12 protein-coding genes are annotated in these 14412 nt (G+C 65.3%); 11 read left to right on the forward strand and 1 reads right to left on the reverse strand.

What is annotated here, in order from left to right; translation table 11 throughout:
* Positions 1-29: 29 nt before the first annotated feature.
* The 7 genes from IB234_RS12550 (at position 30) to pgi (ending at position 8038) form a co-directional block, all read left to right on the forward strand.
* Positions 30-1442, forward strand: coding sequence for a sigma-54-dependent transcriptional regulator (locus IB234_RS12550; protein ID WP_192318069.1), 1413 nt, complete (start codon positions 30-32; stop codon positions 1440-1442).
* A gap of 663 nt (positions 1443-2105) precedes the next feature.
* Positions 2106-3518 carry a polynucleotide adenylyltransferase PcnB gene (locus tag IB234_RS12555; RefSeq protein WP_192318071.1) on the forward strand — a complete coding sequence of 471 codons (1413 nt, stop codon included), beginning with the start codon at positions 2106-2108 and terminating at the stop codon, positions 3516-3518.
* A gap of 3 nt (positions 3519-3521) precedes the next feature.
* Entirely contained in the window at positions 3522-4007 is a 486-nt protein-coding gene (gene folK, locus IB234_RS12560; RefSeq protein ID WP_192318074.1) for a 2-amino-4-hydroxy-6-hydroxymethyldihydropteridine diphosphokinase, read from the forward strand.
* 173 nt (positions 4008-4180) lie between these two features.
* Positions 4181-4981 carry a 3-methyl-2-oxobutanoate hydroxymethyltransferase gene (panB, locus tag IB234_RS12565; RefSeq protein WP_192318076.1) on the forward strand — a complete coding sequence of 267 codons (801 nt, stop codon included), beginning with the start codon at positions 4181-4183 and terminating at the stop codon, positions 4979-4981.
* A complete protein-coding gene (panC, locus tag IB234_RS12570; protein WP_192318078.1) occupies positions 4978-5826 on the forward strand; it encodes a pantoate--beta-alanine ligase in 849 nt (282 codons plus the stop codon). Before panB ends, panC begins: the two co-directional genes overlap by 4 nt.
* Before the next feature lie 79 nt (positions 5827-5905).
* Positions 5906-6286, forward strand: a complete 381-nt coding sequence (gene panD / locus IB234_RS12575; protein WP_192318080.1) for an aspartate 1-decarboxylase — start codon at positions 5906-5908, stop codon at positions 6284-6286.
* Between the two features lie 87 nt (positions 6287-6373).
* On the forward strand, positions 6374-8038 hold the full coding sequence (pgi, locus tag IB234_RS12580; protein WP_192318082.1) for a glucose-6-phosphate isomerase: 1665 nt from the start codon (positions 6374-6376) through the stop codon (positions 8036-8038).
* On the opposite strand, the gene IB234_RS12585 is transcribed toward pgi, so the two are convergent.
* A complete protein-coding gene (locus tag IB234_RS12585; protein WP_192318084.1) occupies positions 7992-8993 on the reverse strand; it encodes a GlxA family transcriptional regulator in 1002 nt (333 codons plus the stop codon). The two genes, pgi and IB234_RS12585, sit on opposite strands and share 47 nt — an antisense overlap.
* A gap of 103 nt (positions 8994-9096) precedes the next feature.
* Between IB234_RS12585 and IB234_RS12590 the strand changes: the two genes are divergently transcribed.
* The 4 genes from IB234_RS12590 to IB234_RS12605 all read left to right on the forward strand — a co-directional run bounded on the left by IB234_RS12590 (position 9097) and on the right by IB234_RS12605 (position 14382).
* Positions 9097-10152, forward strand: coding sequence for a DJ-1/PfpI family protein (locus IB234_RS12590; RefSeq protein WP_192318086.1), 1056 nt, complete (start codon positions 9097-9099; stop codon positions 10150-10152).
* A 77-nt stretch (positions 10153-10229) separates the two neighbouring features.
* Positions 10230-12167, forward strand: a complete 1938-nt coding sequence (acs, locus tag IB234_RS12595) for an acetate--CoA ligase (protein ID WP_192318089.1) — start codon at positions 10230-10232, stop codon at positions 12165-12167.
* Between the two features lie 57 nt (positions 12168-12224).
* Positions 12225-13103: an oxygenase MpaB family protein gene (locus IB234_RS12600; RefSeq protein WP_192318091.1), complete on the forward strand. Its 879-nt coding sequence runs from the start codon at positions 12225-12227 to the stop codon at positions 13101-13103.
* Between the two features lie 97 nt (positions 13104-13200).
* The gene (locus IB234_RS12605) at positions 13201-14382 is read left to right on the forward strand and encodes an acetyl-CoA C-acetyltransferase (protein WP_192318093.1); all 1182 of its coding nucleotides are present in this window, start codon (positions 13201-13203) and stop codon (positions 14380-14382) included.
* Positions 14383-14412 lie beyond the last annotated feature (30 nt).

Raw genomic sequence — 14412 nt, forward strand, 5'->3', positions numbered from 1 at the left:
GCGGTTCGGAGACCGTCGAGAGAGAATCAATGCCGCATATCCTCATCGTCGAAGACGAAACCATCATCCGCTCCGCCCTGCGCCGCCTGCTGGAACGCAACCAGTATCAGGTCAGCGAGGCCGGTTCGGTGCAGGAGGCCCAGGAGCGCTACAGCATCCCGTCCTTCGATCTGGTCGTCAGCGACCTGCGCCTTCCCGGCGCCCCCGGTACCGAACTGATCAAGTTGGCCGAGGGCATCCCGGTACTGATCATGACCAGCTACGCCAGCCTGCGTTCGGCGGTCGACTCGATGAAGATGGGCGCGGTGGACTACATCGCCAAGCCCTTCGACCATGACGAGATGCTCCAGGCGGTGGCCCGCATCCTGCGCGACAACCAGGAAGCACGCCGCAATCCGCCCAGCGAGGCGCCGAGCAAGTCCGCAGGCAAGGCCAGTGCCGCCGCCGAGGGCGATATCGGCATCATCGGCTCCTGCGCTGCCATGCAGGACCTCTACGGCAAGATTCGCAAGGTCGCCCCCACCGACTCCAACGTACTGGTGCAGGGCGAATCCGGTACCGGCAAGGAACTGGTCGCCCGCGCCCTGCACAACTTGTCCAAACGGGCCAAGGCACCACTGATCTCGGTGAACTGCGCGGCGATCCCGGAAACCCTGATCGAATCCGAGCTGTTCGGCCATGAAAAAGGCGCCTTCACCGGTGCCAGTGCCGGCCGCGCCGGCCTAGTGGAGGCCGCCGACGGCGGCACCCTGTTCCTCGACGAGATCGGCGAACTGCCGCTGGAAGCTCAGGCTCGCCTGCTGCGCGTATTGCAGGAGGGCGAGATCCGACGAGTGGGCTCGGTGCAATCGCAGAAGGTGGACGTGCGCCTGATCGCAGCCACCCACCGAGACCTCAAGACACTGGCCAAGACCGGCCAGTTCCGCGAAGACCTGTATTACCGCCTGCACGTCATCGCCCTCAAGCTACCCCCGCTGCGCGAGCGCGGCGCCGACGTACTGGAGATCGCCCAGTCCTTTCTCATCCGGCAGTCCGAGCGCATGGGGCGCCAGGGCCTGCGTTTCGCCCATGACGCGGAACAGGCCATTCGACACTATCCCTGGCCGGGCAACGTGCGCGAGCTGGAGAATGCCATCGAGCGCTCGGTGATCCTCTGCGAGGGTAACGATATCTCCGCCGAGCTACTGGGCATCGATATTGAACTGGACGACCTGAACGATGACTTCGCCGAGCAACCTCAGCAGCCATCCAGCACCAGCAACCATGAACCGACCGAAGATCTTTCCCTGGAGGATTACTTCCAGCACTTCGTGCTCGAGCATCAGGACCACATGACCGAGACAGAGCTGGCCCGCAAGCTCGGCATCAGCCGCAAGTGCCTGTGGGAGCGCCGCCAGCGCCTGGGTATCCCCCGGCGTAAATCGGGAGCCATCACGGGCTGAGTCGGCGACAGGAGAGGAGCCACTTGGTTCCCCAGCTGTTACCCCAGATCAACATCACGTAACAAAGCCGGGTTCATCGGTAACGAGAACCCGGCTTTTTTGTGCCCAAGGATTGAAGCCTAAAAACATAACTCATTGAAAAATAAGTAAATTTAAAAACTGGCACGACATCTGCTTTATCTCTGGCACAACAACAATAAAAACGCTTGAAACCTCAATAACAAAAACAATACGAAACGGCTCTAGCACAACAAAAACAACAACGCGGAGGCGCAGCTAACTGATTCTTTTGGAAAAGATTTGCCTCTGGGGCTCGCCCCATGACCAGGCCGAGAACAACAAAAACTGCACTAAAGCAGCGCCTGCACTGGTTGGATCACGGAAAGATTTTGGCAATATCAGCATTCAAAGCAATCCGTTTGCTCCTGGTACCCGAATTGGGATACCTCAAACGGGCCTACAACAAAAACAACAGGCCCGACACAATAATAAAAACAAAGCACGCACCTATTTGGGGGGGAGCCTCGGCTCCCCCAGTAGCTTTACCTCTCTTCCCTTCCCCAGCCTGCCTTCTCCACCATTCTCCTTGCCAATGCTAGAATCCGCGCCAATCGTGCGGTTACCGGCGTTTCCGGCCGCTTATCCCTGCAAACAGTGCCTCCCATGCTGAAAAAGCTGTTCAAGTCCCTCCGTTCACCGCTATCGCTCAAGCGCCAAGCTCGCCCTCGCAGCACGCCAGAAGTTCTGGGCCCCCGCCAGCATTCGCTGCAGCGCGGCCAGTTCAGCCGTAACGCGGTGAACGTGGTGGATCGCCTGCAGAAGGCCGGTTATCAGGCTTACCTGGTCGGCGGTTGCGTGCGCGACCTGCTGATCGGCGTACAGCCCAAGGACTTCGATGTGGCCACCAGCGCCACCCCCGAACAGGTGCGCGCCGAGTTCCGCAATGCCCGGGTGATCGGCCGCCGCTTCAAGCTGGCCCATGTGCACTTCGGCCGTGAGATCATCGAGGTCGCCACTTTCCGCAGCAATCACCCGCAGGGCGACGACGAGGAAGACAGCCATCTGTCCTCGCGCAACGAGAGCGGGCGTATTCTGCGCGACAACGTCTACGGCACCCAGGAGAGTGATGCCCAGCGCCGCGACTTCACCATCAACGCCCTGTACTTCGATATCAGCGGCGAACGCGTGCTCGACTACGCCCATGGCGTGCACGACATCCGCAACCGCCTGATTCGCCTGATCGGCGATCCCGAGCAGCGCTATCTGGAAGACCCGGTGCGCATGCTGCGCGCCGTGCGCTTCGCCGCGAAGCTGGGTTTCGAGATCGAGAACCACAGCGCCGCACCGATCCGCCGCCTGGCACCCATGCTGCGCGACATACCCTCGGCTCGTCTGTTCGACGAGGTGCTCAAGCTGTTCCTCGCGGGTCACGCCGAGCGCACCTTCGAACTGCTGGTCGAATATGACCTGTTCGCTCCGCTGTTTCCGGCCAGTGCCAAGGCGCTGGAGCACAACCCCGAATATACCGGCAACCTGATCCGCCAGGCCCTGGGCAACACCGACGAGCGCATTGCCCTGGGCAAGCCGGTGACTCCTGCCTTCCTCTTCGCCGCCCTGCTCTGGCCAGCCATTCCGGCTCGTGCAGCGCAGCTGCAGGCACGCGGCATGCCCCCGATCCCGGCCATGCAGGAAGCCGCGCACGACCTGATCGTCGAGCAGTGCAAGCGCATTGCCATTCCCAAGCGCTTCACCATCCCGATCCGCGAGATCTGGGACATGCAGGAGCGCCTGCCGCGCCGCCAGGGCAAGCGCGCCGATCTACTGCTGGAGAACCCACGTTTCCGCGCCGGCTACGACTTCCTGCTGCTGCGCGAGGACGCCGGCGAGCAGACCGACGGCCTCGGCGACTGGTGGACTGACTACCAGGACGCCAGCGACAGTGAGCGCCGCGCAATGATCCGCGACCTCGGCAATCGCCAGGAAGAAGGCGGTGAAGGCGCGCCGGCACGCAAGCGTCGCCGCGGTGGGCGCAACCGCCGTCGCGGCCCACGCAACGACGCGCCGGCCAGCGAATAGGCCGTGGAAAGGGTTTACATCGGCCTCGGTAGCAACCTGGCCGAGCCACGCCAGCAGATCGAGGCGGCACTCGCCGCCATCGCCTCGCTACCGGGAAGCTGCCTGGCCGCCACCTCCTCCTTCTATGCCAGCGATCCGCTGGGCCCAGCCGACCAGCCACGCTACGTCAACGCCGTGGCTGCATTGGATACCGAGCTGGCGCCGCTGCAACTGCTCGACGCCCTGCAGCTCATCGAACTGGAACAGGGTCGAGTACGCAAGGCCGAGCGCTGGGGCCCGCGCACCCTGGACCTGGATATCCTGCTGTTCGGCGGCCGCTCACTCACCTGTGAGCGCCTGACTGTTCCCCACTACCACATGCATGCCCGCGCCTTCGTGCTCTACCCGTTGGCCGAGATAGCTCCGCAGCTGCAACTGCCCGATGGGCGCCTTCTGGACGAGCTGCTCGCCGCCTGCCCTTACGAGGGCCTGGAGCGACTTGCTGGCTGATCGTCTGGCGCGGGTAACGCCGTAACAGACCGGTAACACCCGCGATTGACTTCATGCCCCCCCATCGGGACTATAGGCGTCCCGTTGCCCCGAGGCGGTGCAGACAGCGCCGCCCTAGAAGCCGAGAAGCTGCCACAAGCATCGCAATCCGGCCCGCTGATGAGGAATCTCCCATGCCTGATGTAACCGTAAGCACCCTGCTGGGCCTGAAGCAGAAGGGCGAGAAGATCGCCATGCTGACCGCCTATGACGCCACCCTCGCCCAGGCAGCCTGCCAGGCCGGTGTGGAAGTGCTGCTGGTGGGAGACTCCCTGGGCATGGTCCTTCAGGGCCACGACAGCACCCTGCCGGTATCGCTCGCCGACATGGCCTACCACACTGCCTCGGTGAAGCGTGGTAACCAGGGTGCGCTGATCCTCGCCGACCTGCCGTTTATGGCCTACGCCACCCCTGAGCAGACCTTCGCCAGCAGCGCTGTGCTGATGCAGGCCGGCGCTCATATGATCAAACTTGAGGGCGCCAGCTGGCTGGCCGAGCCGATCCGCCAACTGGCCGAGCGCGGCGTACCGGTATGCGCACATCTGGGACTGACTCCACAGGCGGTCAACGTATTCGGTGGCTACAAGGTACAGGGTCGCGGTGAAGCCGCTGCCCGCCAGCTACGTGCCGATGCCATGGCCCTGGAACAGGCCGGCACCGCCATGCTGTTGCTCGAATGCGTCCCCAGCGAGCTGGCCGCCGAGATCAGCCAATCGGTGAAGATTCCGGTGATCGGTATCGGCGCAGGCTCAGCCACCGACGGCCAGGTACTGGTGATGCATGACATGCTTGGCCTGTCGCTGACCGGCCGCGCGCCGAAGTTCGTGAAGAACTTCATGGAAGGCCAACCGAACATCCAGGCGGCCTTCGCCGCCTACGTGCGTGCAGTGAAGGACGTCAGCTTCCCCGCCGAGGAGCACGGTTTCTCCGCATGAACACCGTCAAGACCGTACTGGAACTGCGCGCCGCCGTGGCGCGCGCACGCGGCGAAGGCAAGCGCATCGCCTTCGTACCAACCATGGGCAACCTGCACGAGGGCCACGTTGCATTGGTGGAGAAGGCCGGACAGCGCGCCGACTTCGTGGTCGCCAGCATCTTCGTCAACCCGCTGCAGTTCGGTCCCAATGAGGATCTGGCCAAGTATCCGCGCACACTCGCTGCCGACCAGGACAAGCTGGTGGCAGCCGGTTGCCACCTGTTGTTCCACCCAGAGGTGGAAGAGATGTATCCCAACGGCCAGGCAGGCCAAACCCGCGTCGGCGTTCCTGGCGTCTCCGAGGGCCTATGCGGCGCCAGCCGCCCAGGCCATTTCGAGGGCGTGGCCACGGTAGTGACCAAACTGTTCAACATGGTCCAGCCCGACATCGCCGTATTCGGCGAGAAGGACTTCCAACAGCTGGCGGTGATCCGCACCCTGGTGCGCGACCTGAACATGCCTATTCAGATTATCGGCGAGCCGACCGTACGTGCCGAGGATGGTCTGGCACTGTCTTCGCGTAACGGCTACCTGAGCGCCGAGCAACGCGCAGCTGCCCCGGCCCTGCATCACACGCTGCAGCAGCTGGCCGATGCCATCCACGACGGCGACCGCCAGTTCGCCCAACTGATCGAGCGCGGCCAGGCCAGCCTGCTGAGCGCCGGCTTCCGCCCGGACTATCTGGAAATTCGTGAAGCAATGAGCCTGCGCCCGGCAAAGGCGGACGACAGGCATCTGGTGATACTCGGTGCAGCCTTCATAGGCAACACACGCCTGATCGACAACCTGGCCTTCGACCTGTAACCCGCAAATCGTCTGTATTGAACCCCTCCGGGGGTTCGGGCACACTCTGCCGCCGCCGTATTCCGAGAGGGAAGTAGTCATGCACGCCATCATGCTCAAGGCCAAGCTGCATCGCGCCATCGTCACCCACGCGGTGCTCGACTACGAGGGCTCCTGCGCCATCGACGGCGAGTGGCTCGATCTGTCCGGCATCCGTGAATACGAGCAGATCCAGATCTACAACGTGGACAACGGCGAGCGCTTCACTACCTACGCCATCCGCGGTGAGGAAGGCTCCAGGATCATCTCGGTCAACGGCGCCGCCGCGCACAAGGCCGGTGTCGGTCACCGCGTGATCATCTGCGCCTACGCCCACTACAACGAAGCCGAGCTGGCCAACTTCCAGCCGCGCGTGCTGTATATGGGCGCCGATGGCGAGCTGAGCCACACCAGCAACGCGATTCCGGTGCAGGTCGCCTGATCCAGGCCTGTACCGCTAAACTCCAAGCCCGGAACCCTCCGGGCTTTTTAATGCCCGAAACGCCGTACAACAAGGAACTCTCCGCCCATGGCGTACTACCAGCACCCGCTCGATGTCACCACCCTGAAGGCCTGGCAGGACCTGCGCCAGCATCGCCAGACCATGCAGGGCTTCAGCATGCGCGAGGCCTTCGCCAGCAATGCGCAGCGCTTCGAGCACTTCTCCATGAGCACCAGCGGCATCTTCCTCGACTACTCGAAGAACCTGCTCAGCGAAGAAACCCGTGCTCTGCTGGTCGCCCTGGCGCGCGAAGCCGGCCTGCAGGAAGCCATCGAGGCGCTGTTCAACGGCGAGCAGCTGAATGCCTCGGAGGGCCGCCCTGCCCTGCACACCGCGCTGCGCCGGCCGATCGGCGACTGCGTCAGGGTCGACGGCGTCAACGTGATGCCGGAAGTGCACCGCGTGCTCAACCAGATGACCGACATCGTCGGCCGCATCCACAGCAACCAGTGGCGCGGCTACAGCGAGAAGACCATCACCGACGTGGTCAACATCGGTATCGGCGGCTCCTTCCTCGGCCCACAGCTGGTCTCCGAGGCCCTGCTGCCGTTCACCCAGAACGGCGTGCGCTGCCACTACCTGGCCAATATCGACGGTAGCGAATTCCACGATGTGACGGCCAAGCTGAATGCCGAGACCACTCTGTTCATCGTCTCCAGCAAGTCGTTCGGCACCCTGGAAACCCTGAAGAACGCCCAGGCCGCACGCTCCTGGTACCTGGCCCGTGGTGGTACCGAAGAGAAGCTGTACCGCCATTTCATCGCCGTCACCAGTAACAACAAGGCAGCCATCGAGTTCGGCATCCGCGAGAAGAACATCTTCCCCATGTGGGACTGGGTCGGCGGGCGTTACTCGCTGTGGTCGGCCATCGGTCTGCCGATCGCTCTGGCCGTGGGCATGTCCAACTTCAAGGAGCTGCTGTCCGGCGCCTACAGCATGGACACCCACTTCCGCACCGCGCCGTTCGAGAAGAACATGCCGGTGCTGCTGGCCCTGCTCGGCGTCTGGTATGGCAACTTCTGGGGTGCACAGAGCCACGCGATCCTGCCCTACGACCACTACCTGCGGAACATCACCAAGCACCTGCAGCAGCTGGACATGGAGTCCAACGGCAAGAGCGTGCGCCAGGACGGCAGCCCGGTGAACACCGAGACCGGTCCGGTGATCTGGGGCGGTGTCGGCTGCAACGGCCAGCACGCCTACCACCAGTTGCTGCACCAGGGCACTCCGCTGATTCCGGCGGACTTCATCGTGCCGGTGGTCAGCTACAACCCGGTGGCCGACCATCACCAGTGGCTGTACGCCAACTGTCTGTCGCAGAGCCAGGCGCTGATGCTCGGCAAATGCCGCAGCGAGGCCGAAGCCGAGCTGCGCGCCAACGGCATGAGCGAAGACGAAGTGCAGCGCCTGGCGCCGCACAAGGTGATTCCCGGCAATCGCCCGAGCAACACCCTGGTGCTGGAACGCATCAGCCCGCGTCGCCTCGGCGCGCTGGTGGCGATGTACGAGCACAAGGTATTCGTGCAGAGCGTGATCTGGGGTATCAACGCCTTCGACCAATGGGGCGTGGAACTGGGCAAGGACCTCGGCAAGGGTGTCTATCAACGCCTGACCGCCTGGGATGCCGCGCCAGCCGAAGATGCTTCTACCCAGGGCCTGATCGACTTCTTCCGTGGTCGTCACCGCGGCTGAAACGTGCTCGATAGTCGCTGGGCGCAATGCCCAGCGCCTGCTGGAAGGCCCGCCGCAGGTTGTACTCGCTGACGAAACCAGTCTGCTGCGCCACCCGCTTCAGCGATGGAGCGCCGTTCTCCAGCAGACGACAGGCACGCTCCAGGCGCAGCTGTAGCACCAGGCGCGCAGGCGTTATGCCCAGCTCCGCCTGGCAGTGCCGGTGCAGGCTGCGCGGCGAGAGTGCCAGCGCCGTTGCCATCCGCTCGATATCCAGCCCCTCGTGCAAATGCTCACGCAGCCACTCCACCAGTTCCGCGCTCACACCGCCTGGCTCGGCCGCCTGGGCCAGCAGCTCGGCACTGAACTGGCGCTGCCCGCCGCCGCGGCGCAAATGCACCACCAGACCCTTGGCCACCTGCAGCGCCAACTCGCGACCGTGATCGGCCTCCAGCAGGGCCAGACACAGGTCGATGCCGGAACTGACGCCAGCCGAGCTGAACAGCCGCTCCTCCTCGACGAACAACGCATCCGCCTCGACCTGCACCTGGGGAAACAGCCGCTGCAAAAGCTCGGCGTAACGCCAGTGGGTGGTCGCGCGGCGTCCGTCGAGTAGGCCGGCCTGGGCCAGCAGGAAAGCACCGGTACACACCGATACGCAACGCATCAGCAGCAGCGCCGCCTGCCTCAGCCAAGCGGCCAACTGGCCCCGGCCCATGGCCTGCTGCACACCGAAGCCACCGCTGACCAGCAAGGTACAGCCAGCCAGTTCATCCGCCGGCGGCAGCGACTCAGTCTGCATGGCCAGACTGGTGGACGACGCCACTAGGCCACCTTCCTGCGAGATCAGGCGCAGGCGATACAGCGGCCGGCCCTGTAGATCATTGGCTGCGGCGAATACTTCGGCCGGGCCGCTGGCATCGAGCAGTTGGAAGCCGGGGAACACCAGCAGTAGAACCTCGTGGGGCGATGGCATGGCATGGCTCTCGGAAGGGCTTGGCAGATTTTCATCTATTAATGTCATTCACGCCAATCCGCACCCGCACAGACTGCGACTCCGTCCATTGCGGAGAATCCTTATGCGCCCTGCCCTGCTCACCCTGTTCCTGCTGTTGTCGCTGCCCACCCTGGGCGGGGAGCGCCTGCCTGCCTATGAACCACGCTTCGGTCGCGAACGCCCCTTGGTGGCGGTAGTGGGCGATAACCGGATGACCGAACTGGCCGACTACCTGGTGCCCTACGGCATCCTCAGCCGCGCCGATGTCGCCGATCTGGTGGCCCTGGCCCGTGACCCGGGCCCCATCGAGATGATGCCGGCACTGCGAATCCAGGCGCAGGCCGGCCTCACCGAGTTCGACCGCGACCACCCCGAAGGCGCCGACTACCTGATAGTGCCTGCCGTGCACCACAGCGACGATCCGCGCCTCACCACCTGGTTGGCCGAGCAGGCCGCCAAGGGAGCAACCCTGCTGGCCATCTGCGACGGTGTACTGTTGCTCGGCCACGCAGGCCTGCTGCAAGGGCGCCGCGCCACCGGCCACTGGTATTCGCACGAAGAGCGCGAGGAGCTGTTCCCCGAGACCGACTGGCAAACCGACCGCCGCTATGTGGTGGACGGGCGTATCGTCAGCAGTGCCGGTATCAGTGCTGCCGTGCCGCTTAGCCTGGCCCTGGTCGAAGCCATTGCCGGCACAGCGCGGGCCGAACACCTGGCGCAGGAGATCGGCGTGCAGGACTGGTCGGCCCGGCACGCCAGCAGCGACTTCGGTTTCAGCAGCGGTGACTACCTGACGGCCGCCGGCAACTGGCTGGCCTTCTGGCGGCACCAGCGTCTCGGCCTGGTGGTCACGGAGGGCTTCGATGAAGTGGCCCTGGCCCTGCGCGCCGACGCCTACGGGCGCACCTTCCGCAGCGAGGTACTGGCCGTGGCACCGGGGCCGGTGCGCAGTCACGCAGGACTGCTACTGTTGCCCCTGCAGCCACGCAGCGACCTGCAACTGCTGCCAGCCCCGAACGAACAGACCACAGCAATGGCCAGCCTGGAACTGGCCCTGCGCGACATTGCCGAACGTTATGGAGCCGCCACCGAGAGGCTGGTGATACAGCAACTCGAGTACCCACGCGCGCCGCAGTAAGACGCTGGCACTTGAACCAAGCAGTTGCTTGGTTCAACCTAATTCCACATCGAACCCACAATAACAAAGGCCCAGCCATGTTCGAGATCACCCGCCACCCCGTGCCCGACAGCGTGCGCCACCGCGCGCTCCTCGACAACGAGGCCTACCAGCGCCTCTACCAGCAGTCCATCGAGCAGCCAGACGCCTTTTGGAGCGAACAGGCCAAGGCCTTCCTGCACTGGTTCAAGCCCTGGGACGAGCTGCACCACAGCGACCTGGCCAAGGGCGAGGCGCGCTGGTTCAAGGGCGGCCAGCTCAACGTTGCCTACAACTGCATCGACCGCCATCTAGAGAAGCGCGGCGAACAGATCGCCATCATCTGGGAAGGCGACAACCCGGCCGAGTCGGCGCACATCACCTACAACAAGCTGCACCACAACGTCAGCCGCCTGGCCAACGTGCTGAAGAGCCGCGGCGTGAAGAAGGGCGACCGGGTGTGCATCTACATGCCCATGGTGCCGGAAGCGGCCTACGCCATGCTGGCCTGCACGCGTATCGGCGCCATCCACTCGGTGGTGTTCGGCGGCTTCTCCCCGGACGCCCTGCGCGACCGCATCCTCGATGCCGACTGCCGCACCGTGATCACCGCCGACGAGGGCGTGCGCGGCGGCAAGTACATCCCGCTGAAGAACAACGTCGACAAGGCCCTGCAGAGCTGCCCGAACGTCAGCACCGTGCTGGTGGTCGAGCGCACCCAGGGCGAGATCGCCTGGGTCGAAGGCCGCGACCTCTGGTACCACCAGGCGCTCAAGGAAGTCAGCGCCGACTGCCCGGCCGAGCCGATGGACGCCGAGGATCCGCTGTTCATCCTCTACACCTCGGGCAGCACCGGCAAACCCAAGGGCGTGCTGCACACCACCGGCGGCTACCTGCTGGGCGCCGCGCTGACCCACAAGTACGTGTTCGACTACCACGAGGGCGACATCTACTGGTGTACCGCCGACGTCGGCTGGGTCACCGGCCACAGCTACATCGTCTACGGCCCGCTGGCCAACGGCGCCGTCACTCTGATGTTCGAGGGCGTGCCCAACTACCCGGACGCCTCGCGCTTCTGGCAGGTGATCGACAAGCACCAGGTCAACATCTTCTACACCGCGCCAACCGCCCTGCGCGCGCTGATGCGCGAAGGCGAGGCCGCGGTGAAGGCCACCGACCGCAGCAGCCTGCGCCTGCTCGGTTCGGTGGGCGAGCCGATCAACCCAGAGGCCTGGGAGTGGTACTACAACGTGGTCGGCGAGCAGCGCTGCCCGATCGTCGACACCTGGTGGCAGACCGAGACCGGCTCGATCCTGATCACTCCCCTGCCCGGCGCCACCGACCTGAAACCCGGCTCGGCCACTCGGCCGTTCTTCGGCGTGCAGCCGGTGCTGCTCGATGAGCAGGGCAAGGAAATCGACGGCCCCGGTGCCGGCGTGCTGGCGATCAAGGCAAGCTGGCCGAGCCAGATCCGCAGCGTCTACGGCGACCACCAGCGGATGATCGACACCTACTTCAAACCCTACCCCGGCTACTACTTCACCGGCGACGGCGCGCGTCGCGACGAAGACGGCTATTGGTGGATCACCGGCCGCGTGGACGACGTGATCAACGTCTCCGGCCACCGCATCGGCACCGCCGAGGTGGAGAGCGCTCTGGTGCTGCACGACGCCGTGGCCGAGGCCGCCGTGGTCGGCTATCCGCACGACCTCAAGGGCCAGGGCATCTACGCCTTCGTCACCACCATGAAGGGCCTGGAGCCTTCCGACGAGCTGAAGAAGGAACTGCTGGCCCTGGTCGGCAAGGAGATCGGCAGCTTCGCCAAGCCGGAGATGATCCAGTGGGCGCCGGGCCTGCCCAAGACCCGCTCAGGCAAGATCATGCGCCGCATCCTGCGCAAGATCGCCTGCAACGAGCTGGACAACATGGGCGACACCTCGACCCTGGCCGATCCGTCGGTGGTGGACAGCCTGATCGAGCAGCGCCTGAACAAGTAGAATCGCGGCACAGTGCGGGAGCCGCCCGGCTCCCGCCCCTTCGCCGAGCCGTACCCCATGGAATTCCTCCGTCAGCGCATCGAGCAGCAGGTCCTCAGCCTCAGCGGCATCGCCCTCGGCCAGATCGACTTCAGCCAGCCCCAGGGCGACCCCGGCCTGTTCGGCCCCGATGCAGTGTGCTGGCGCGTGCATGGCGACTTCACCAGCATGATGATCGGCGGCATCAGCGCCCTGCTGCTGCAGGCCCTGCACCCTCTCGCGCTGGCTGGGGTGTGGGACCACTCGAATTTTCGCGAAGACCTGATCGGCCGCCTGCGCCGTACTGGCCAGTTCATCTCCGGTACCACCTTCGGCTCGCGCCGCGATGCTGAGTGGCTGATCGACAAGGTGCGCACCATCCACCTCAAGGTGGTTGGCACCGCGCCGGATGGCCGCCCCTACGCCGCCAGCGACCCGGCACTGCTGACCTGGGTGCACGTGGCCGAAGTCTCCAGCTTCCTCGCCGCCCACCTGCGCTACCGCAACCCGCAACTGAGCGCGGCCGATCAGGATCGCTACTACGCCGAGGTGGCGCTGATCGCCGAACGCCTCGGTGCCGAGAACGTGCCGCGCTCGCGCGCCGAAGTCGCCGCCTACCTCGCCGCCGTGCGCCCGCAGCTGCTGTGTGATGAGCGCTCGCGGGAGATCCTGCGCATCCTGCAGGGCGCACCGGCGCCCAGTGCCCTGGCCGTACCGGTGGGCAAGCTGCTGATGCAAGCTGGCTTCGACCTGCTGCCGGAGTGGGCTCAGGTCATGCTCGGCACACCGATGAGCTCGGCCCGCAGCCGCGCCATTCGCGCCGGGGTGAACAGCCTGGCACCGACGCTGCGCTGGGCCGTGCGCGGCGGCGCGGTACATCGCGCGCGCCAGCGCATGGGCCTGCCGCCGCGCGACTGAGCGGTCGCACCCTGCACTGGCCGGGTTCGGAACGCCTATGCCAACATAACGCCCCCGTCGCGCCCACCGTGCGCGCCCCGATTTCGAGGAGCCCGTCATGCAAGAAGTCGTCATCGTCGCCGCCACCCGCACCGCCATCGGCAGCTTCCAGGGCTCCCTGGCCGGCGTCCCCGCCGTCGAGCTGGGCGCCACCGTGATCAAGCGCCTGCTGGAACAGACCGGTATCAACGGCAACGAAGTGGACGAAGTGATTCTCGGCCACGTGCTGACCGCCGGCGCCGGGCAGAACACCGCCCGCCAGGCCTCGATCAAGGCCGGCCTGCCGAACGCCGTGCCGGCGCTGACCCTGAACAAGGTCTGCGGCTCCGGCCTCAAGGCCCTGCACCTGGGCGCCCAGGCGATTCGCTGCGGCGACGCCGACGTCATCATCGCCGGTGGCATGGAGAACATGAGCCTGGCGCCCTACGTCATGCCCGCCGCCCGCACCGGCCAGCGCATGGGCCACGGCAAGCTGGTCGACACCATGATCCAGGACGGCCTGTGGGACGCCTTCAACGACTACCACATGGGTATCACCGCCGAGAACCTGGTGGAGAAATACGGCATCAGCCGCGAGCAGCAGGACGCCTTCGCCGCCGCCTCGCAGCAGAAAGCCGTGGCCGCCATCGAGGCCGGCCGCTTCAATGACGAAATCACCCCGATCCTGATCCCCTCGCGCAAGGGCGACCCGGTCAGCTTCGCCACCGACGAGCAGCCACGCGCCGGCACCACCGCCGAAGCCCTGAGCAAGCTCAAGCCGGCGTTCAAGAAGGACGGCAGCGTCACCGCCGGCAACGCCTCCAGCCTCAACGACGGCGCGGCTGCCGTACTGCTGATGAGCGCCGAGAAAGCCAAAGCCCTGGGCCTGCCGGTACTGGCCAAGATCGCCGCCTACGCCAACGCTGGCGTCGACCCGGCGATCATGGGCATCGGCCCGGTCTCCGCAACCAAGCGCTGCCTGGAGAAGGCCGGCTGGCAACTGGCCGACCTCGACCTGATCGAGGCCAACGAAGCCTTCGCCGCCCAGGCCCTGTCGGTGGGCAAGGAGCTGGGCTGGGATGCGACCAAGGTCAACGTCAACGGCGGTGCCATCGCCCTCGGCCACCCCATCGGCGCCTCCGGCTGCCGCGTGCTGGTGACCCTGCTGCACGAGATGATCAAGCGTGATGCCAAGAAGGGCCTGGCCACCCTGTGCATCGGTGGCGGTCAAGGTGTGGCGCTGGCGATCGAACGCGCCTGACCCGACTCGCGACGAGACTAACGCCGGCCT

It is taken from the genome of Pseudomonas sp. PDM16 (assembly GCF_014851865.1).
Classification (GTDB): Bacteria; Pseudomonadota; Gammaproteobacteria; order Pseudomonadales; family Pseudomonadaceae; genus Aquipseudomonas.